The organism is Streptococcus sp. X13SY08 (genome assembly GCF_001182825.2).
Classification (GTDB): Bacteria; Bacillota; Bacilli; order Lactobacillales; family Streptococcaceae; genus Streptococcus.
The window spans coordinates 296,356-317,937 of sequence record NZ_LFYO02000003.1; the positions used below are offsets into that span (position 1 = coordinate 296,356).

15 protein-coding genes, 1 other RNA gene and 6 pseudogenes are annotated in these 21,582 nt (G+C 41.5%); 18 read left to right on the plus strand and 4 right to left on the minus strand.

Translation table 11 applies throughout. The features are described from left to right. Nucleotides 1-124: 124 nt before the first annotated feature. The 6 genes from AEX56_RS07175 (at nt 125) to AEX56_RS07200 (ending at nt 6,251) form a co-directional block, all read left to right on the plus strand. Nucleotides 125-985 (plus strand): SAM hydrolase/SAM-dependent halogenase family protein, encoded by an 861-nt coding sequence (locus tag AEX56_RS07175; protein WP_049618511.1) that lies wholly within the window; start codon nt 125-127, stop codon nt 983-985. A gap of 13 nt (nt 986-998) precedes the next feature. After that, nucleotides 999-1,547, plus strand: coding sequence for an ECF-type riboflavin transporter substrate-binding protein (locus AEX56_RS07180; RefSeq protein ID WP_049618512.1), 549 nt, complete (start codon nt 999-1,001; stop codon nt 1,545-1,547). Nucleotides 1,548-1,672: 125 nt separating this feature from the next. Then, on the plus strand, nt 1,673-2,659 hold the full coding sequence (trhO, locus tag AEX56_RS07185; RefSeq protein ID WP_049618513.1) for an oxygen-dependent tRNA uridine(34) hydroxylase TrhO: 987 nt from the start codon (nt 1,673-1,675) through the stop codon (nt 2,657-2,659). 65 nt (nt 2,660-2,724) lie between these two features. Then, nucleotides 2,725-3,534: a cation transporter gene (locus AEX56_RS07190; RefSeq protein WP_049618514.1), complete on the plus strand. Its 810-nt coding sequence runs from the start codon at nt 2,725-2,727 to the stop codon at nt 3,532-3,534. A gap of 213 nt (nt 3,535-3,747) precedes the next feature. Continuing rightward, the gene (locus AEX56_RS07195; RefSeq protein WP_049618515.1) at nt 3,748-5,421 is read left to right on the plus strand and encodes an ABC transporter ATP-binding protein; all 1,674 of its coding nucleotides are present in this window, start codon (nt 3,748-3,750) and stop codon (nt 5,419-5,421) included. Then, nucleotides 5,418-6,251, plus strand: coding sequence for an energy-coupling factor transporter transmembrane component T family protein (locus tag AEX56_RS07200; RefSeq protein WP_049618516.1), 834 nt, complete (start codon nt 5,418-5,420; stop codon nt 6,249-6,251). The genes AEX56_RS07195 and AEX56_RS07200 overlap by 4 nt, the downstream gene beginning before the upstream one ends. Before the next feature lie 35 nt (nt 6,252-6,286). Here AEX56_RS07200 and rsmG read toward each other — a convergent pair whose 3' ends face one another. From rsmG to recU, 3 genes and pseudogenes are all read right to left on the minus strand, one after another. Then, the gene (gene rsmG, locus AEX56_RS07205) at nt 6,287-7,000 is read right to left on the minus strand and encodes a 16S rRNA (guanine(527)-N(7))-methyltransferase RsmG (RefSeq protein ID WP_049618517.1); all 714 of its coding nucleotides are present in this window, start codon (nt 6,998-7,000) and stop codon (nt 6,287-6,289) included. Nucleotides 7,001-7,064: 64 nt separating this feature from the next. After that, a pseudogene (locus AEX56_RS07210) lies at nt 7,065-9,018 on the minus strand (transglycosylase domain-containing protein). After that, a pseudogene (recU, locus tag AEX56_RS07215) lies at nt 8,999-9,472 on the minus strand (Holliday junction resolvase RecU); the annotation flags it as partial. The pseudogenes recU and AEX56_RS07210, both read right to left, overlap by 20 nt. A 156-nt stretch (nt 9,473-9,628) precedes the next feature. On the opposite strand from recU, the pseudogene AEX56_RS07220 reads away from it, so the two are divergent. From AEX56_RS07220 to AEX56_RS07235, 6 genes and pseudogenes are all read left to right on the plus strand, one after another. Then, a pseudogene (locus tag AEX56_RS07220) lies at nt 9,629-10,037 on the plus strand (SLOG family protein). Between the two features lie 65 nt (nt 10,038-10,102). After that, nucleotides 10,103-10,429, plus strand: a complete 327-nt coding sequence (gene gpsB, locus AEX56_RS07225; RefSeq protein ID WP_049618518.1) for a cell division regulator GpsB — start codon at nt 10,103-10,105, stop codon at nt 10,427-10,429. A gap of 18 nt (nt 10,430-10,447) precedes the next feature. Next, an RNA gene (gene rnpB, locus AEX56_RS08305) (RNase P RNA component class B) lies at nt 10,448-10,813 on the plus strand. A 135-nt stretch (nt 10,814-10,948) separates the two neighbouring features. Continuing rightward, nucleotides 10,949-12,120: pseudogene (locus tag AEX56_RS07230) on the plus strand (THUMP domain-containing class I SAM-dependent RNA methyltransferase). A 9-nt stretch (nt 12,121-12,129) separates the two neighbouring features. After that, complete coding sequence (locus AEX56_RS09125) at nt 12,130-12,411, plus strand: hypothetical protein (protein WP_236683022.1); 282 nt, start codon at nt 12,130-12,132, stop codon at nt 12,409-12,411. Nucleotides 12,412-12,618: 207 nt separating this feature from the next. After that, nucleotides 12,619-13,566, plus strand: a complete 948-nt coding sequence (locus AEX56_RS07235; protein WP_443031023.1) for a cell division site-positioning protein MapZ family protein — start codon at nt 12,619-12,621, stop codon at nt 13,564-13,566. A 50-nt stretch (nt 13,567-13,616) separates the two neighbouring features. Here AEX56_RS07235 and AEX56_RS07240 read toward each other — a convergent pair whose 3' ends face one another. After that, nucleotides 13,617-14,099, minus strand: a complete 483-nt coding sequence (locus AEX56_RS07240; protein WP_049618519.1) for an S-ribosylhomocysteine lyase — start codon at nt 14,097-14,099, stop codon at nt 13,617-13,619. A 179-nt stretch (nt 14,100-14,278) separates the two neighbouring features. Between AEX56_RS07240 and AEX56_RS07245 the strand changes: the two genes are divergently transcribed. The 6 genes and pseudogenes from AEX56_RS07245 to rsmB all read left to right on the plus strand — a co-directional run bounded on the left by AEX56_RS07245 (nt 14,279) and on the right by rsmB (nt 21,574). Beyond that, nucleotides 14,279-15,892, plus strand: coding sequence for a ribonuclease Y (locus AEX56_RS07245; protein ID WP_049618520.1), 1,614 nt, complete (start codon nt 14,279-14,281; stop codon nt 15,890-15,892). 71 nt (nt 15,893-15,963) lie between these two features. Next, the gene (gene gmk / locus AEX56_RS07250) at nt 15,964-16,590 is read left to right on the plus strand and encodes a guanylate kinase (protein WP_049618521.1); all 627 of its coding nucleotides are present in this window, start codon (nt 15,964-15,966) and stop codon (nt 16,588-16,590) included. Nucleotides 16,591-16,623: 33 nt separating this feature from the next. Next, entirely contained in the window at nt 16,624-16,938 is a 315-nt protein-coding gene (rpoZ, locus tag AEX56_RS07255; RefSeq protein ID WP_049618522.1) for a DNA-directed RNA polymerase subunit omega, read from the plus strand. A gap of 69 nt (nt 16,939-17,007) precedes the next feature. Continuing rightward, nucleotides 17,008-19,270, plus strand: a pseudogene (priA, locus tag AEX56_RS07260) (replication restart helicase PriA). Nucleotides 19,271-19,391: 121 nt separating this feature from the next. Beyond that, a pseudogene (gene fmt / locus AEX56_RS07265) lies at nt 19,392-20,271 on the plus strand (methionyl-tRNA formyltransferase). After that, nucleotides 20,261-21,574, plus strand: a complete 1,314-nt coding sequence (gene rsmB / locus AEX56_RS07270; protein ID WP_049618523.1) for a 16S rRNA (cytosine(967)-C(5))-methyltransferase RsmB — start codon at nt 20,261-20,263, stop codon at nt 21,572-21,574. The pseudogene fmt and the gene rsmB overlap by 11 nt, the downstream one beginning before the upstream one ends. Nucleotides 21,575-21,582 lie beyond the last annotated feature (8 nt).

Genomic DNA, 21,582 nt, shown 5'->3' on the forward strand with positions numbered 1-21,582 from the left:
ATAAAAGGGGCCTTAACGTGCTCCTTTTTGCTATAGACAATATCTATGGCTATTCTAAAAAGAGTCTATTGGCTATCGGTAAAAAATAATGGTATGATAAGAAAGTCAAGAAAGGAGAGCAAGGATGTCAAATAATTTACTAGTTTTGCAATCAGATTTTGGACTAGTGGACGGTGCAGTTTCAGCCATGATCGGTGTTGCCTTACAAGAATCGAGTGATTTGGTTGTTCACAATCTGACGCATGATATTACCCCTTACAATATCTTTGAGGGTTCTTATCGTCTTTTTCAAACAGTCGAATATTGGCCTGAAGGAACAACTTTTGTTTCTGTAGTGGATCCTGGTGTTGGCTCTAAACGCAAAAGTGTCGTTGCCTTGACGGAAGACGGGCACTATATTGTCACGCCTGATAATGGGACTCTATCCTTCATCAAAAAACACATTGGGATTAAGGCGGTGCGTGAAATCTCTGAAGTAGCCAATCGTCGAAAGGATACAGAGCATTCCTATACCTTTCACGGACGTGATGTCTATGCTTATACAGGTGCCAAACTGGCTTCTGGATATATCAGTTTTGAAGAAGTCGGCCCCGAGTTAAGTGTTGAGCATATTGTTGAAATTCCTACCGTAGCAACGGAAATTGGTGCTGATTTTGTCAAGGGTGCCATTGACATTTTGGATGTTCGTTTTGGTTCACTCTGGACATCCATTACACGTGAGGAATTTTACAGTTTACATCCACAATTTGAAGATCGTTTTGAAGTGACGATCTATAACAATGATATGCTGGTTTATCAAAACCAAGTGACCTATGGGAAGTCTTTTGCAGATGTACGTGTTGGTCAGCCTTTGATTTATATCAACTCTCTCTATCGTGTTGGAGTTGCCATCAACCAAGGCTCCTTTGCCAAGGCCTATAATGTAGGTGTTGGGCACAACTGGCATATTGAAATTAAGAAAATTACAAATGAAGTAAGAAAATAGTCTAGGAGAAATCATGAAAAATAATTCTATTAAAACAGTTGTCGCTACAGGTATTGGCGCGGCTCTCTTTGTGGTCATTGGTTTAGTCATCAATATTCCAACTTTTGTTCCAAACACCTCTATTCAAATTCAGTATGCTGTTCAAGCTCTTTTGTCTATTGTCTTTGGTCCTGTTGTTGGTTTCTTAGTGGGCTTCATTGGTCATGCTTTGAAAGATTCCTTGACCTACGGTCCTTGGTGGTCATGGATTTTGGCGTCGGGTGTTTTTGGTCTTTTAGTTGGTTTAGTGAAAAATAAATTGCGCGTGCAAGAAGGTATTTTCACTGGTAAAGATATGTTTTATTTCAACTTGGTACAAATTGCAGCTAATGTCATTGCTTGGGGTGTCATTGCACCAGTCTTGGATATTTTGATTTATGCGGAAGCGGCCAATAAAGTCTTTGCCCAAGGTTTGGTGGCAGGGGCAGTCAATGCCTTTACAGTTGCTGTTGCTGGCACCTTACTTTTGGCTATCTATGCTAAGACACGAGTTCAAGGAAATAGCCTCTCAAGAGAGGATTAACTATCGTGAAAGACGTGGGAGAGCTCTGCTTTTTTCTAGGCATATATTTTGATAAAAGCACTAATTGTCGGTACAATAGAAGGGTATGAACTGCCTATTGCAAAGGCGGGATAAAGGAGAAAAACATGTCAAAAGACATCCGAGTATTACTTTACTATAAATACGTGACAATCGAAAATGCCAAAGAATATGCGCAAGAGCATTTGGATTTTTGTAAGTCTATCGGTCTAAAAGGTCGTATCTTGATTGCCGATGAAGGGATCAACGGTACTGTATCAGGCGATTACGAAACAACTCAAAAATACATGGATTGGGTTCATAGTGATGAGAGTTTTGCAGATCTTTGGTTCAAAATGGATGAAGAAAATGAACAGGCTTTTAAGAAAATGTTTGTTCGTTATAAAAAAGAAATTGTTCACCTTGGTTTGGAAGATAACGATTATGACAGTGATATCAACCCCCTTGAAACAACTGGCGAATACCTCAATCCTAAACAATTTAAAGAAGCTTTGTTGGATGAAAATACAGTTGTCCTAGATACTCGCAATGATTATGAGTACGATCTAGGTCATTTCCGTGGAGCCATTCGTCCAGACATCCGTAACTTCCGTGAGTTGCCACAATGGGTCCGTGACAACAAAGAAAAATTCATGGAAAAGCGTGTGGTTGTTTACTGTACTGGTGGCGTTCGCTGTGAAAAATTCTCTGGTTGGATGGTCCGTGAAGGCTTTAAAGACGTAGGTCAGCTTCATGGCGGTATCGCAACCTATGGGAAAGACCCAGAGGTTCAAGGCGAACTTTGGGATGGTGCTATGTATGTCTTTGATGAACGTATTTCAGTGCCTATCAACCATGTAAATCCAACTATTATTGCACACGATCATTTTGACGGCACACCGTGTGAACGTTATGTCAATTGTGCTAACCCATTCTGTAATAAACAAATCTTCATGTCAGAAGAAAATGAACATAAATATGTTCGAGGATGTTCAGCAGAATGCCGTGCGCATGAACGAAATCGCTATGTAGCGGAAAATGGCTTATCTCGTGAAGAATGGGCAGAGCGTTTAGCGGCTATCGGTGAAAGCCTCCCAGCATTTGCAAATGCCTAAAAACTAGAACTAAGACCAGAGTGGTCTTAGTTTTTTACTCGAATTTTCAAGAGGGGAATTCTTAGATGAAAGTAACCAAGTTTTATCTCAAAGAAATGGACTGCGCTAGCGAAGAACAATTGGTTTGTATGGAACTAGAAGGTCACCCAGGTATTCATCAACTGATATTTCAACTGCCAGAGCAAATGGTGGAAGTTTATCATGAACATTCTGACCAGCAGATCTTAGAGTGGTTAGAAGAATTGGATCTGGGGAGTCAGTTGATCGGTAGTAGGGAAATAGAGGATGATTTGAGCACCACAGTAAATCTTACTGATTCCCAAAAGGAAAGAAAAGTTCTGTGGCTGGTCTTTGGTATCAATCTTTTTTTCTTCTTTTTAGAAATGAGCTATGGCTATTTAGCCAACACTATGAGTGTAGTGGCAGATGGCTTAGATATGCTGGCGGATAGTTTGGTTTATGGTCTTGCTCTTTTGGCTGTGGGACAAAGTCAAACAGTTAAGCAAGGCATTATAAAAGTAGCAGCCTATTTTCAAATGACTTTGGCTTTTCTAGGACTTGCTAATGTTATCCTACGTTTTATGAATCTAGATTATCTTCCTGATATTGGACAGATGATGCTTATTTCTCTAGGGGCTCTTTTGGGAAATGGGCTTTGTCTTTGGCTGCTCAACAGGCAGCATTCATCGGAAATGCATATGAGAGCTAGCCAAATCTTTACTTCCAACGATCTTCTTATCAATCTGGGTGTTATTCTAACGGGTCTTCTAGTCTGCCTCACCCAATCTCCATTACCAGATTTGTTAGTCGGAATCCTTGTCTTTATCATGGTCATGCGAGGTGGATTGCGAATATTACATTTATCAAAATCTTAATCTTTCAATCCTTTATTCCGGTGACAACTGCAGCTTATCCTACCTCTTAGTCTGAGATGACCATAACTCTTGCCAACCGTAAATAGCGTAGATGCAGCAAGGTCTAGAAAGCAGTTGTGTGATGATCTTCTGAGAGAATATGAAAATAGCAGCAAGCCTTGAAAAATAGTTCTTGCTCTTTTGATTATAGGGGCTTTAGGGTATAATAGGACTATGAAAAACATGATCGAATTTCAGGATTTTACATTTAAATACCATGCCCAGCAAGAACCTACCCTTCAGGATGTTCAATTAACCATTTATAAAGATGAAAAAGTGTTGATTTTGGGACCATCAGGTTCTGGAAAATCCACTCTGGGACAATGTTTAAATGGACTCATTCCTAATAATTTTGAGGGAGAAGCGAGGGGACGCTTGCTGATCAATGGTAAGGATGTTTTCGGATCTTCCATTTATGAGCAGTCGCTTTTGGTGAGCACAGTCTTGCAAGATACAGATGGTCAGTTCATTGGATTATCTGTAGCAGAAGACTTGGCTTTTGCATTGGAAAATGATGTGACACCTCAGAAAGAGATGAAGTCCCGTGTTCAGGAGTGGAGTCGACGTTTGGAATTGACGGATTTGCTCCAACATCGTCCACAGGACTTGTCTGGCGGACAAAAACAGCGTGTCAGCTTAGCCGGTGTCTTAATTGACGAAAGTCCGATTTTACTCTTTGACGAGCCTTTGGCAAATCTTGATCCCAAGTCAGGGCAGGATACTATTGACATGATTGATTGCTTGCATAGAGAAGAAGGAGCGACGACTATTATCATCGAACACCGTCTGGAGGATGTTCTCTATCGTCCTTTGGATCGTATTATCCTTATGAATGAGGGAAGAATTGTTTTTAATGGTCAACCTGATGAGCTGTTACGAACAGACTTGCTAGCCAAACATGGTATTCGCGAACCGCTGTATATCACAACCTTGCGCCAGTTGGGATGCCCTGTAGAAATAGCAGAGCAACTAGCAGATTTGCAGACTTTGGACCTTTCACAGGTTAGAGTTCCAAGTTTATCAACCCCAAGCATTGAAGGACATGAAAAACCAGCTCTACTGGAGTTGGAAAATCTGCGATTCTCTTATGATAATAAACAGTTTATTCTAAAAGATATTCATTTGAATATTCATGAGGGAGAACGTTTAGCAATTGTCGGTAAAAATGGTGCAGGCAAGTCTACACTGGCTAAGGCACTCTGTCGCTTTATTGAGATACAAGGTCAACTACGTTTACGTGGGCAAGACATTACGAATGACTCTGTCAAGGAGCGAGCCGAACGTATTGGCTATGTTCTGCAAAACCCAAATCAAATGATTAGTCAAACCATGATTTTTGATGAGGTAGCTTTGGGTCTGAAACTTCGTGGTTTTGATGAGACAGATGTGGAGGAACGTGTGTACGCTGTTCTAAAAACATGCGGTCTCTATGAATTTCGAAAATGGCCCATTTCAGCACTCTCTTTTGGACAGAAGAAGCGCGTGACCATCGCCTCTATCTTGGTACTTCATCCAGAAATTATTCTCTTAGATGAACCAACTGCAGGGCAGGATCAACGCAACTATAAAGAAATCATAGAGTTTTTAGATGAACTCAATCGACAAGGCCATACCATCGTCATGATTACCCATGATATGCAGTTAATGCTGGATTATTCTGATCGCGCCATCGTCTTAGTGGATGGTCAAGTGATTGCCGATGCAAACCCTGCTGAGATTTTAAGTAGTCCTTCTATTATCCAAGAAGCCAACCTCAAAGAAACCAGTATTTTTGCCTTAGCAGAGCGCTTGGGAGTTGACCCGCTAGGTTTGACCAAATATTACATGACGGAAGGAGAAATGGCATGAAAAACCAGCACCTAATTGGATTTCAGCCTGGAGATGACTTTGTCCATCACTTAGCAGCGACCAGCAAACTTCTCTTTTTCCTCATTGTCTCCGTTGCTTCCATGGTAACCTACGATCCCCGTCTGATTCTCTTTTTAGCGGTTATGACTCTTTTTCTTTTTCATTTATCTCATATTCGTCTAAAGGATGTTTCTTTTGTGCTCATCTTTACAGTTGTTTTTGCAATGATGAATGTCATCATGATTTATCTTTTTTTGCCAGAATATGGGGTAGAGCTGTATGGGGCTAGAACTCTTTTATGGCAGGGGATAGGGCGATATACTGTGACTAGCCAGCAGTTATTTTATCTGCTCAATTTGTTGCTCAAGTATGTGACAACAGTGCCCTTAGCTCTAGTATTTTTAATGACGACTCATCCTAGTCAATTTGCTTCAAGTCTCAATCGGGTCGGTTTGTCCTATAAAATCTCTTATGCAGTTTCCTTGACTATGCGCTACATTCCTGATATTCAGGAAGAGTTTTATACCATTCGTATGTCGCAGGAAGCTCGTGGTCTGGAATTATCGCAGAAGGCTAAGTTGATGTCTCGTATAAAGGGGAATCTTGCCTTGATTGTGCCACTGATTTTTAGCTCTCTAGAGCGTATTGATACTGTCTCAACAGCTATGGAGCTCCGCCGTTTTGGCAAAAATAAAAAGCGAACTTGGTATACCTATCAACCAATGCAAAAGAAAGATGCTTTAGTGATTGGCGTGGCAATTCTTGTTTTATTGTTGACTATTGTACTGTTTTTCATTAATCACGGTCGTTTCTACAATCCTTGGTCATAAAAAAACAAGACTTCTAAACTAGAAGTCTTGTTTTTTTATAGCGGACGTTTGTTGGGCATACCAGCTTTGCGTGGGTATTTATTTGGTGTTTCTTTTTTCTTCTCCACAATGATGAGATTGCGTGGATCTCCATTTGGTAAGTTATAGTCTATATTTTCAATTACTTTTGAAAAAAGGAGGTCGAGCGCATTTTTTGCCTCTAGAAGCTCATCACCAGCGTTGGACGCTTTTAGAGCGATGAGGCGGCCGTTGAGTTTGAGATAGGGAATGGTCAACTCCGATAAAATCTGCATACGAGCAACTGCGCGTGCTGTCACGATATCAAATTGAGCACGGAATTGAGGATTCTGAGCAAAGTCTTCTGCTCTGCCATGGTAAAAATGCACCCCGTCTAATTCCAACTCTTGCGTCAAGAGTTCTAAGAAAGAGATTCGTTTATTGAGGGAGTCAATGATAGTGACATCTAACTGCGGAAAAATAATTTTCATGGGAAGACTAGGGAAACCTGCCCCTGCTCCGATATCCAAGAGTCGAGTAGGTTCATTTTGCAGATAGCCCTGCAGAATCGGCGTGATGGAATCATAGAAGTGCTTTAGATAGACCTCTTCCAAATCCGTAATAGCGGTTAAATTTATTTTCTGATTCCACTCTACTAACAACTCAAAATAGCGGGAAAATTGTTTTTTTTGTTGTTCATTTAAATGGATGCCCTGTTCAGCTAGTAGTTGATAAAAAATGTCTGGTTTCATAATCCTATCTTACCATAAAGCTACTAAAAAGAAAAATTGAAGAAGCTAATTAGCTTCTTCAATTCTATTGTCCTGTGGCAGGAGTTTGTGCGGAAGAGGAATTCGTTGTAGATTGTTCCGTACTGGTTTGTGTATTTGTTTGATTAGGTGTTGCCTGCGTTGTTGTGCTTGTCTCAGTCGCTGTGCTTCCAGTGGTTGTAGAAGACGACTGAGTAGTGGACTGACTGCTGGAAGCAGGGGTGTTATAATTGTAAGAATATTGTGGGGCAAACCCTTTCAGGTAGAGATAATTGCCGCTTTGAACTAGACCATCAGGAATTTCCCAATCTGTGGCTGTTTCTATAGGATTCAAGTAGGCCATCATATTGCGATAAACATCCGTTGCAACCAGCATTCCATCATCCAGTACAGGAGTCGAACGGTTTGTATAGCCAGTCCAAACTGCCATAGCATACTTGGTAGAGTAACCGACGAAGTTCTCATCAGGTACGACCATCAAACTAGAATTTGCAGCTTCATTCTCTTGAAGAATTCTTTCAATTTCAGGATCCGTGTAGTTGGATGTACCTGTTTTACCAGCTTGAGGGACACCATCAACCGCACCATTGAGACCATTACCGTATGTCATGACACTCTTGAGCATGTCGGTCATCATGTAGGCAGTTTCTTCGGTCATGACGCGCTTGCCTTCGGTAGTGAAATCTGTAGTCGTTCCATCTGTGTAAACAATTTTGTTGACATATTGCGGAGCATAGTAGGTTCCACCATTTGCAAATGCAGCATAGGCGGCAGCCATTTTCTCACTGCTAGCTCCATAATGTTGATTAGATTCCGTGGTATTACTTGAAATAGCATTTGAGAAGAGCAATTGTGGATCCCAGTTGTGTACTGGGTCTGTTGTTCCAGGGAAATTATACGGTCCATCATAAACAGTATCAGCTGTAGAAGTATAGACACCATTTTCTAAAGCAGGAGCATAGTCTGTGAGAGGTTTCATAGTCGAACCAAAGTCTCGGTTTGTTTCAACTGCTTGGTTGGTACCAAATGAAACGCTACTTGCTTGATTACGGGCACCAAGTTGGGCAACGACCTTACCTGTATGGAGCAGCATCAACATTCGTGTAGACTTCCATACCGGTTGTTAGTAGATTATAACCAGTTTTGGCTTCAACTTCTTCGATGACCTCTTTTAGATAGTTATCCATGTATGCAGGATAAGCTGCACCTTGTTTGAGTGACTGCAATCCATCTGTAATTGGAGTCGCAACTGCCATGTCGTAAGCTTCTTGGCTGATATACTTCTCTTCCAACATTTGTCCCAAGACCAAATCGCGTCTTTGCTTAGCTGCTTCTGGTTGGATGTAGGGATCGTATTGGTTTGGAGCCTGTGGCATACCGGCTAATAAAGCTTGTTGCGCCAAAGACAAATCTTTTAATTCCTTGCCATAGTATGCATTTGCGGCTGTTTTCATTCCGTAATTACCATTGGACATATAGACCTTGTTAACGTAGTAGGTCAAGATTTCTTGTTTGGTATTACGGCGTTCTAGTTGAGTTGCTAACCACGCTTCCTGAATTTTTCGTTTCAAGGTCTGATCTTGTGTGGAGGTCGAAAAATAGGTTAACTTGATAAATTGCTGGTCCAAAGTTGATCCACCTTGGAGATTACCACTTGTCAAGTTGTTGATAAAAGCACCTGCAATTCGAACAACGTCTAGACCACGATGGTTGAAGAAACGTTGGTCCTCAATGGAAACGATGGCATTTACCAAATCAGTTGGGATTTCACTCGTTTCTGCGTTGGAGCGTTTTTCAGACCCTAAGTCAGCAATCAAGTTACCATCTTTATCGTAAATTTTACTCGAAGTTGTAGCTGTAAGAGACTTTTCAGTTAATTTTGGTGCAGATTGGACATAATAAAAAACAAGTCCGACCCCAGCTATGACAGCTACAATAAATCCGATTAAAAAGATGTTACCAGCTATAAGGAGTATTCTCTTAAGATTTAGGTTCTTCAACAGTTTCACCGCCTAATAAATTTTTTTCAATAACGTCGAGATAGGGCAGACTCGGATAGCCTCCCATGATAATTGGATGACCGTATTTACGAATATACTCAAGGGGCATAGATTTCGTACCTTGATCAATGTGGTAAAAGTCAATCAATGGAGCAGCTGGCAAGAGATAGGTTTCCTTCAAAGTGGAAAAATGAAGAAGCACAAAGCAAATCCCCCTCTGCGCTAAGACCTGTCCCATATGTTCGATCTGGTGGGCATGGAAATTTTTCATGGGCATGGAAGTCTTTTGTCGTGTTTCCTTGGCTTCGAAGTCAATATAATATCCCTTGTAGACACCAGAATAGTCAGTGGTGGATGCTTGTCTAAAATAAGCTTCCACAATCTTTGCACGACTACGTTTTGGATAATCCACTTTAACGATTTGAACAGGAGTCGGTTTTTTATGAATCACCGCTTTGCAAAGTTAACTTCCTTTTTGGGAAAAGCTCGCTTTTGAGATTGAATTTTCCTTGAGACTTGGTGCGGATAATTGACCATAAAACCCCTTCTTGTTAAAATGATACCAATAACAATTATAGCATAATATAAGAAAAGAGTACAAGAAAAGGGCATGAAAAGTGTATTGATTACGGGCTATCGCCACACTGAACTAGGAATTTTTTCGGACAAAGATCCACGTGTTCCTATTATCAAAAAAGCTATTGAACGAGATATTGGACTCTTCAGGTTTTAAAGGAATTGAGAGAGCAGGGGTACTCATGCCAGCTAGCAACGATTTTTTGTTTTGAGAACTATGGTCAAAATTGGAATGAAAGCAACCAAGAAAAGTTAGCAGCTTTCAAACAAGTTGATTTTGTCAAAGCGGCCTATAAAGAATACCAAAATCCAGGTCAATTTAGGGATTACAATCAATTTTTATTAGAAAATACAGACGGGGCCTATATTTTTACGATCATGAAAATGAAACAAACTTGAAATACTTGATTCATGAGATGGAAAAAAGGGAGAGCATACTGTAAAAACGCTTACCCTAAGATTTTTTAATATAATAGGGGTAGTGACATTTTAGATTGAGGAGCGAGACATGGCAAGCATTAAGTACACAACAAAAGGTATTTTTGAGCAAGATTTTAAAACCACTTTTCGTGGATATGATCCAGATGAGGTAAACGACTTCTTGGATGAAATCATGAAAGATTATGATGCCTATGATGCTATCATTAAGGAATTAAAAGGTGAAATCGCGCGCTTAAAGGCTTTGTCAGCTAACGCTTCGCGTCCGACTGTAGAAGTTGATGAAAGCAGTACTTTGCGAACAGAACGTGGTTCTTCAGTTACTAATTTTGATATTTTGCGTCGACTCAATCGTCTTGAAAAAGAAGTGTTTGGGAAACAAATCGCTCAAGACTAATTTGTAGAAAATCGTGCAATTTTTGGATAATCGCGTGGCATTGCCATGAGGAAAGTCCATGCTAGCACTAGCTGTGATGCTGGTAGTGTTTGTGCTAGGCGAATGCATAAGCCTAGGGAGGTAGCGTGCTACCTTACGGCGACTGAAAGGGCTAAGTCTTTGGATATGCTCAAATAAGTCTGAAAGTGCCACAGTGACGAAGTTTTCAGGGAAATCTGAAAAGTGGAACGCGGTAAACCCCTCAAGCTAGCAACCCAAACTTTGGTAGGGGCATGGGAAAGCTGGAAACGAACGGTCTTTCCTGACTGTATATTATACAGTAGACAGATGATTATCGAAGGCGGTAGTGCCTAGTACCGCTGGAACAAAACATGGCTTATAGAAAATTGCATAATAGGTTTGCTAGCGTATGCTAGCTTTTCTTTTTTATGGGAATTCTAGGATAGAGTCAGCAGAAAAAATCAAGTCTATGCTATAATGGACCTAGGTAAAATTTCAAGTAGTAAAACAAGGATGAAGATGAAAGAAACATTTGAATTGATTGCGACAGCAGCTGCTGGTTTAGAAGCAGTTGTGGGGCGTGAAGTACGAGAATTAGGCTATGAATGCCAAGTTGAAAATGGTCGTGTCCGTTTTTGGGGCGACAAAAAGGCTATTGTGGAGACCAATATTTGGCTCCGCGCAGCAGATCGGATAAAAATTGTTGTGGGACAGTTCCCTGCAAGAACCTTCGAGGAATTATTCCAAGGAGTTTTTGCTTTGGATTGGGAGAACTATTTGCCACTCTGTTGCAAATTTCCTATTTCAAAGGCCAAATGTGTCAAATCCAAGCTTCACAATGAACCAAGTGTGCAAGCTATTTCTAAAAAAGCGGTCGTCAAGAAGTTACAGAAACATTTTTCACGACCAGAAGGCGTGCCTTTACAAGAAGTAGGAGCTGAGTATAAAATCGAAGTTTCCATTCTCAAAGATGTAGCAACGGTTTTGATTGATACAACTGGATCTAGTCTCTTTAAGCGTGGCTATCGTGTGGAAAAAGGTGGAGCTCCAATTAAGGAAAATATGGCAGCTGCTATCTTGCTCTTGTCCAATTGGTGTCCAGACAAGCCTTTGATTGATCCGACTTGTGGTTCAGGTACATTTTGTATTGAGGCAGCCATGTTAGCTCGTCAAATAGCACCAGGTCTCAAGCGCTCCTTTGCTTTTGAGGAATGGAATTGGATGGAGGATGAGTTGACTGCGCAAGTACGCAAAGAAGCGCAGGCCAAGATTCGCACGGACCTTAAGTTAGATATTTCTGGCTTTGATATTGACGGACGAATGATTGAAATGGCTAAAAAAATGCCTTTGCAGCTGGTGTGGATCAAGATATTACCTTCAAGCAAATGCGACTTCAAGATTTACGGACAGACAAGGTCAACGGAGTGATTATTTCCAATCCTCCTTACGGTGAGCGGTTGTTGGATGACGATGCAATCATTCAGCTTTACGGTGAAATGGGACAAACCTTTGCCCCACTAAAGACCTGGTCAAAATTTATCTTAACCAGTGATGAACAATTTGAATCGCTCTGTGGCCAATTAGCCGATAAAAAACGAAAATTATATAACGGAACCTTGAAAGTTGATTTGTATCAATTCTTCGGGCAACGCATGAAGCGTCAACGAGATGCTCCAAAACAAACAGAATAGGAGGCACAGATGGCTGAACAAGACAAGCAAATGACAGATCTTCCGGATGAAGAAAAAGTATTAGATTTTGAAGATGCCAAAGACTTGACTATAGGAGAAGCTGTTCGTAAGCACGAGGAAATTAAAGCTGGTATCTCAGAAGAGGATGGGGTCTTAGATCGCTATATCAAGCAACATCGTCAAGATATTGAAGCTGAAAAGTTTGAAACAAAAGTCCAACAGCTTCCGCTTATGGATGAAGAAGTAGGGGCAACTAGAGAAGTTTCTAAGGAAGTTATTTCTGAACTTTGAGGGAAAGAAATTCCACAGGAGAAGTCAGTAAGACAAGAAAGTATTGAGCCAGTCGTTCCAGTTGCACCTGTTATGCCAGCTCCTGAAACGGCACCTTTTAATGAATTTGAAGAATATGATGAAGATTCCTCAAATAAGAAAAAGGGTTGGATTTGGGCTGCCTTAATCTCTCTATTTGTAGGGATTTTAGCAGCTGCCTTCGTATGGATGAATAGTACTGAAAAGTCGACTGATCAAACAGCAATAGGTTCATCTGTCAAAGAAACGAGCTCTTCGTCCACGAAAACTAGTTCTACTGACTCTGCTCAAAAACAAGCAGTTGCTGCTTTTGAAACCCGTTATAAAGCTTTCTTTACAGATGCTGCTTTGACCAAATTAAAAAATAGTGAATTTGATAAATTGACAGAGCTGAAAGCTCTCTTGGATCAGTTAGATAAAGATTCTGAAGGTTACAAATTAGCTAAAGAAAAATATGATAGTCTTGAAAAAGCCATCAAGGCAACACAGGCAGTTAATGGACAATTTGACAAGCCAATTTTAGTAGATGGCGAGTTGGATACCACAGCAACCGTCAAAGGAGATGCCAAACTAGAGCCCGCTACCACTGGAATCGGCTCTGTTGATGCGGCGGTGACTTCAGTAATCAATTTTGCCCATTCACAGCAAACACAAAATCAAGCAACAGTTAATGCTGGGCAAACGGATCAAGGTAATTCAGTAGGAGAAGCCCCTGCTCAACCAGAAGTTCCTGCAACAACGCCTCCAACTCCCGCTCCCTCCGAAACCCCGACTGTCTCCATCCATACAGCTGGTTTCCTACCCAATGCGGGAACGAATCATGGTATAGCTGTACCAGCCGGCGTGACCTTGCAACGTGATTTAAGTCGGGTCCCTTACGATCAGTCTAAAATTGATGATACGTCCAATGAAGCTTGGGGTTTCAATCCAGGAATTTTGGAACATATCATTTCTGTTTCACAGCAACGCGGTTATATCACGGGTAATCAATATATCCTTGAGAAAGTCAATATTATCAAGGGAAATGGCTATTATAATCTCTATAAACCAGATGGAACTTATCTCTTTTCAATCAATGCCAAAACAGGTTACTTTGTAGGGAATGGTTCTGGATATTCAGATGCTCTTGATTTTTAAGAAATAGAAGAAAAAAACAAGCTACCGTTTGGTAGCTTGTTTTCGTTTGTTTAGATTGGATTACGCTCAAAAGCATTATCTGAAATTCCTTGCGAAAGGATGAGTTTTGCCCATTCCTTAGCTGAATGTAGGCTATGATCCTTATAATTGCCACAGGATTCGATGGTAGTTCCTGGGACATTTTCCCAAGCAACGCCTTCTGCAATTTCTTCTAAGCTTGATTTGATAACCTTTGCAATTTTGGTGGGATTTTGTTTCCCCCACATAATCATATGAAAACCAGTTCGGCAACCAAAAGGAGAACAGTCAATCAGTCCAGCAATGCGCTGGCGAATCAATTTTGCCAATAAATGCTCGATAGTGTGAAGTCCAGCAGTATCCATGGGATTTTCATTAGGCTGAATGAGACGGATATCAAAATTTGTGATGATATCCCCCTTTGGACCGACTTCTTCAGAAATCAAACGGATGTAGGGCGCTTTTACGATAGTATGGTCTAGTTCAAAACTTTCGACAACAACTTCTTTGGTCATGAGAAACTCCTTTAAAGCTTTTCCTCTCTCTATCATACCATATTTTTCATATAGAATCATGAGAATTCTTTCTCAAAAACCCTCTGTAAAAGATGAAATTTGATTTGTGAAATCGTTTAATTTATGTTAAAATGAAAGAGGATTTTTTGAAAATCTAATAGAAAAAAACGAGGTGGAACATGGACATTATTCCTGTAATAATAGGACTTGTCGCCGCTCTCATTGGTTTAGTGATCGGATATATAGCCATTTCCTTAAAAACGAAAGCTGCAAAAGAGACGGCAGAACTGACGCTTTTAAACGCTGAACAAGAAGCAAGCAATATTAGAGGAAAGGCTGAGCAAGAAGCAGAGAGTATCATCAAGACTGCAGAACGCGATCGCCAATCTCTGAAAAAAGAAATGCTTATTGAAGCAAAGGAAGAAGCACGTAAATATCGAGATGAAATTGCAGAAGAATTTAAGTCTGAGCGTCAAGGATTGAAACAAATTGAAGCCTGTTTAACAGAACGTGCTAGCAGTTTGGACCGCAAAGATGATAATTTGACTAATAAAGAAAAAGCTTTGGAGAGTAAAGAGCAAAGCTTAACTGACAAATCTAAACACATTGATGAGCGCGAAAAGCAAGTCGCAACATTAGAAGAACAAAAAGCACAAGAATTAGAAGAAGTAGCTTCCATGAGTCAGGAAGAAGCGCGTGATTTGATTTTGACAGATACGCGTGATAAATTGACTCACGAAATTGCAACCCGTATCAAAGAAGCAGAGCGGGAAGTGAAAGAAAAAGCGGATAAGACAGCTAAGGATCTCTTGGCCCAAGCCATGCAACGTATTTCTGGTGAATATGTGGCAGAGCAAACGGTGACGTCTGTCCACTTGCCAGACGATGCCATGAAAGGGCGCATTATCGGCCGTGAAGGTCGTAATATTCGCACCTTTGAAAGTTTAACTGGTATTGATGTTATCATTGATGACACTCCTGAAGTGGTTGTCCTATCTGGTTTTGATCCTGTTCGTCGCGAAATTGCCCGTATGACGATGGAAACCCTTCTTCAAGACGGACGTATTCACCCAGCACGCATTGAGGAATTGGTGGAGAAACACCGTGTTGAGATGGATAATCGTATCCGTGAATATGGTGAAGCGGCAGCCTATGAGGTGGGAGCACCAAACTTACACCCTGATTTGATTAAGATTATGGGACGATTACACTTCCGCACATCGTATGGACAAAATGTTCTCCGTCACTCCATTGAAGTGGCTAAGTTGGCAGGTGTGTTAGCTGCTGAATTAGGCGAGAATGTCAATATGGCACGACGTGCTGGTTTCCTTCATGATGTCGGAAAAGCGCTGGATCGCGAAGTGGATGGAAGCCACGTTGAAATCGGTACAGAATTGGCTCGTAAGTACAAGGAACATCCAGTTATAGTCAATACAATTGCTAGTCACCATGGTGATGTTGAAGCGCAAAGCACCATTGCGGTAATTGTTGCCGCAGCAGATGCTCTTAGCGCTGCTCGTCCAGGCTCACGTCGTGAGTCCATGGAAGCCTACATCAAGCGCCTGCAAGACTTAGAAGACATTGCCAATAGTTTTGACGGAATTAAACAGGCCTACGCTATTCAAGCTGGTCGTGAAGTTCGAATCATTGTTCATCCAAATAAAGTGAGCGATGATAAGGTCACAATCTTGGCACATGATATTCGTGAGAAAATTGAGAACAATCTGGATTATCCAGGAAACATCAAAGTGACGGTTATTCGCGAGATACGAGCAATTGAATTAGCTAAATAATCCAAATAAAAGCACTTGAATTTCAGGTGCTTTTTTGTTACACTAGAATGAAAGATTGTTAAGGAGAAATCATGACAGAGCGTGGTTTGCTAATTGTATTTTCCGGACCATCGGGAGTTGGGAAAGGAACTGTACGAAAAGAAATTTTTTCGACACCAGATCATAAATTTGAATATTCTGTATCGATGACAACCCGTGCCCAACGTCCTGGCGAAGTGGATGGAGTGGACTACTTCTTCCGCACACGCGAAGAATTTGAAGAATTGATTCGTCAGGGACAGATGTTGGAGTACGCGGAATATGTCGGTAATTATTATGGAACACCATTGACCTATGTCAATGAAACACTGGACCGAGGCATTGATGTTTTTCTTGAAATTGAGGTTCAGGGAGCCCTTCAAGTGAAGCAAAAAGTGCCAGATGGTGTTTTTATTTTTTTGACACCACCAGATTTGGATGAATTACAAGATCGTTTGGTTGGTCGTGGCACGGATAGTCAGGAAGTGATTGCCAAGCGTATCGCTAAGGCGAAAGAGGAGATTGCTCTCATGCGTGAGTACGATTACGCTGTGGTCAATGATCAAGTAACTCTTGCTGCTGAGCGGGTGAAACGCATTATCGAAGCAGAGCATTTCCGTGTAGACCGCGTAATTGGTCGTTACGATGAGATGATTAGTGAGCAAACCGTTGCTCGTTAACCTTATTTTGAACTAGAAAAGAGAAAAAGTCTTATGATGTTAAAACCGTCGATTGATACCTTGTTGGACAAGGTACCATCAAAATATTCATTGGTCATTTTGGAAGCAAAACGTGCGCATGAATTGGAAGCAGGTGCTAAAGCCACTCAAGAATTTTCTTCGGCTAAGTCAACTTTGCGTGCTCTTGAAGAAATTGAATCGGGGAATGTGATTATTCATCCAGATCCTGAAGAAAAACGTGCAGCTATCCGCCGCCGTGCAGAGGTAGAACGTCTTCGTCAGGAAGAAGAAGAACGCAAAATAAAAGCACAAATCGCTAAAGAAAAAGAAGATGGCGAAAAAATCTAGATTGATATAGACTCAGTTGGCAAGCCAGCTGGGTTTCTTTCTTCTATTTGGTATCGGTAAAGGAGAACCATGTTAGCAGAAATTATTGTTGATGTCCCCTTAATGCAGACAGATCAGCCGTATACCTACCTCGTCCCCTCAGAGTTTGGCGCTATGCTAACGTTGGGGATGCGGGTCCATGTACCGTTCGGTAAGGGCAATCGGCTCATTCAGGGTATTGTAGTTGGTCTGAGGGAAAAAGAGAAGCAGGATGATGAAACTAAGCTGAAGGAAATAGTCGAGGTGCTGGATTTTGAGCCTGTTTTAAATGCGGAACAACTCTGGTTATCCGACCAGATGCGCAAGAGCGTTTTTTCCTACAAGATTTCCATTTTAAAAGCCATGTTGCCGACCTTGCTCAATTCTTCCTATGATAAAATCTTGTATGTAGGTAAAGGACTAGCTAGTCAAGATAGAATGGAGATTTTTGGGAAAGAAGAGGCTGTTCGGTTTTCAGATTTAGACAAGAAAATGCAAGCTCGAGTGATGCGGCTCGTGCAAGCGGGAAAAATCACAGTTGAATACTTAGCCAATGACAAAAAACAAATTAAAACTGAAAAATGGTACCGCGTCAACCATGCTACCTTAGGTGATTTTGAAGTAGGAAATCGTGCCACGAAGCGGCAAGAATTAAAAGAAGAACTACTCATGCAAACGGAACCTGCCCTTCTTTCATCCTTACGAGAACGCTACAGCTCTGCCATTGTCAAATTTTTTCAAGAAAATGATTTGATCATGGTTTGGGAAGAAGAAGTCAGTCGGACAGATGCTTATTTTGCAGATGTGGAACCTAGTCAAGCTTTTCAGCTCAATCCAGAGCAGGCGGTATCTGTGCGAGAAGTTTTGTCCACGGTTGGGGAAGAAAGTCAGACCTACCTGCTTCAGGGTGTGACAGGAAGTGGTAAGACAGAAGTGTATTTGCAGGTGATTGATCAGGTGCTCGCGATGAATAAAACAGCGATTATGTTGGTGCCAGAGATTTCCTTAACCCCTCAGGTCACTAATCGTTTTATTGCACGTTTTGGTAAAAAAGTGGCCATTTTACACTCAGGTTTGTCTGATGGTGAAAAATACGATGAATGGCGAAAAATTAAGCGTGGGGACGCTCAGGTAGTAGTGGGAGCCCGCTCCGCCATTTTTGCACCATTGAAAAATCTTGGTGCGATTATCATTGATGAAGAGCATGAGGCAACCTACAAACAGGATTCCAGTCCACGCTACCATGCGCGAGACGTGGCTAAACTCCGTGCTGATTACAATCAGGCAGTGTTGGTTTTAGGCTCTGCGACCCCAAGTTTGGAGAGTCGTGCCAGAGCTAGTCGAGGGCTTTATGGATTGTTGAAATTGACCCAGCGTGCCAATCCTCAAGCAAGTCTTCCACAGATTGAAATCATTGATTTTCGGGATTTTATTGGACAGCAAGAGGTATCCAATTTTACGCCCTCGTTACTTGAAAAAATTCGAGAACGATTAGCTAAAAAAGAGCAAGTGGTTCTTATGCTCAATCGTCGTGGCTATTCTTCTTTTGTGATGTGTCGCGACTGTGGGACTGTTGATGAGTGCCCTTTCAAAAAGAAATTCCTCACCAGTGTCCTAATTGTCAGAGTCGTTCAATTCGCTATTATGGAACAGGGACGCAAAAAGCCTATGATGAATTACAGGAACTCTTACCTGATGCAAGGATTTTGCGGATGGATGTGGATACGACTCGCAAAAAAGGAACTCATGAGGCCTTGCTTAGCCAATTCGAAGCTCAAGAAGCGGATATTTTGTTGGGAACGCAGATGATTGCCAAGGGCCTAGATTTTCCCAATGTGACTTTAGTTGGGGTACTCAATGCGGATACAGGCTTGAACTTGCCAGATTAAAAGAGGGTGAAGCGGTCATTCAGACCTATAATCCTCATCATTATGCCATTTCCTTTGCCAAAAATCAGGATTATGAAGGATTTTATGCCTATGAGATGGCAATTCGCCACAAGTTGGGCTATCCTCCCTACTATTTTACGATTGGGTTGACCTTGTCTCATAAAAATGAGAATTTTTTGATCAAAAAGTCCTATGAAGTGCAGCAATTTTTACGTGAAAATTTATCGGGTGATATCGGCATGTTGGGCCCTACTCCAAAGCATATCGCCCGTACGCATAATCTCTATCATTATCAAATTTTACTCAAGTATCGTAAGGAGGAGAGACTGGACCACGTTCTCAATCGTCTCTTGGATTGGAGTCAGGAAGTAGATCAAAAAGAATTGCGCTTTATCATCGACAATGAACCACAAAATTTGATGTAAGTCTGGGATGAAATTCCAGGCTTTTCATCATTCTTCAGGTAAGAAAATTTTTCCTAAAAATGGTATAATGAAAGAATGTAAGTATGGAAAAAAATAAAGCAAGAAGAAAGCAGAGAGTGAAATGACAAAGATTATTTTTATGGGCACGCCAGCCTTTGCAGCCACAGTTTTGGAAGGGATTTTGTCAGACGCAGATTATCAAGTTTTAGCGGTTGTGACACAGCCAGATCGCGCAGTTGGACGCAAAAAAGTGCTCAGTATGACACCTGTCAAAGAGGTTGCCTTAGCGCATGATTTACCTGTTTTGCAACCTGAAAAATTATCAGGTAGTCCAGAAATGGATCTGCTAATGGAATTAGATGCAGATGGGATCGTAACGGCTGCTTTCGGACAATTTTTACCGACTAAGTTGCTAAATGCCATGGATTTTGCGGTCAATGTACATGCTTCTTTGTTGCCAAAATACCGTGGTGGTGCCCCTATCCATTATGCTCTTATCAATGGGGATGAGCGCGGGGGGGTTACCATTATGGAAATGGTCAAGGAAATGGATGCTGGTGACATGATTGCAAGTAGCAGCATTGCCATCGAAGAGACTGACAATGTTGGGACTCTCTTTGAGAAACTTGCTATCGTAGGACGTGATTTATTGCTTAAAACCTTACCAGAGTATTTGGAAGGAAACATCAAGCCTGTGGCACAAGATGTCAGCCAAGTGACGTTTTCGCCCAATATTCAACCTGAGGAAGAGCGCGTGGCCGGTAGCCCACACGCTTTGGAATGGTGAACGCTTTAAGGTTTATGAAGCGATAGAGGTTGAAGGCGATGGCAAACCAGGGCAAGTCATTGAACGCACTAAGAAAACCTTGGTGATTGCTGCTGGAGAGCATGCTCTTTCCTTACAAACGGTGCAGCCAGCAGGCAAGCATAAGATGAGCATCGCTGATTTTTTGAATGGGAGCGGTCGTGATGTGACAGTAGGAGATCAATTTGGTGAATAAAAGAAATCAGACTGCGCGTGGCTTGGCTCTGCAAATTTTAGGGCAAATCTTTGACAAAGGTGCCTATTCCAACATCGCACTCAAGCAAGAACTGGACAAATCAGACCTTAGCCAACAGGACAAGGCATTGGTCACAGAAATTGTTTATGGCACTGTCGCTCGGAAAATCACCCTTGAGCGGGACCTCGCGCATGCTATTGCAGATAGAGACAAGGTAGATAGTTGGGTCTACCACTTGCTAATGTTGAGCCTATATCAGTTGCTTTATCTGGATAAAATTCCTAATCATGCAGTGGTCAACGAAGGGGTCAATCTAGCAAAAAAAGGTCGTGGGACCGATAAGTTTGTGAATGCTATCCTTCGTAAATTTGTAGATCAACCCTTACCAGATATTGACGCTATCAAGCGAAAAAATAAACGTTTATCTGTACGCTATTCAGCGCCGGTCTGGCTGGTCAAAGCGCTGGTCACTGAATATGGTCAAGAGCGAGCAGAAAGGATGTTGGAAAGCCTCTTTGTTCGCAATAAAGCAAGCGTACGCGTGATAGATCCTAGTCAGTTGGATGAGTTGGCTCAGTCATTGCAGGCTGAAAAATCTCCATTATCACCGGTCGGATTGGTCAAAGCTCATGGACATTTTGCTGGAACAGAAGCCTTTCAACATGGATTAATTACTATCCAAGATGAAACCAGTCAATTGGTTGCTCCGACGCTAGAGTTAGAAGGTCATGAGACCGTCCTGGATGCGTGTGCTGCTCCGGGTGGAAAAACGATGCATATGGCCTCCTACCTAACAAGTGGGCAGGTTGTAGCCTTAGATGTTCATGAGCATAAGTTAGAGTTGATTACAGAAAATGCAACTCGTCTTCATTTGGAAGATAAGGTACAGACTAAGAGCATGGATGCCAGAATGGTTCATAAACACTTTGCTGCAGATAGCTTTGATAAGATTTTAGCGGATGCTCCATGCTCAGGTATCGGACTCATTCGACGAAAACCAGATATCAAATACACCAAAGAGACAGCAGATTTTGAGTCACTCCAAAAAACTCAGCTAGAGATACTGGACAGTGTTTGCCAAACGGTAAAAAAAGGTGGTATAATAACCTACAGCACCTGTACGATTGTTTCTAAGGAAAATCAAGAAGTGCTTGCACGCTTTTTGGAAGAGCATCCAAATTTTGAACAAGTACACTTAGAACATAAGTGTCAGGATATTATCAAGGATGGATGCATCTTGATTACCCCTGAGCTATATGGAACAGACGGATTTTTCATCTGTCAAGTCAAAAGAATAGCCTAAGAAAGAGG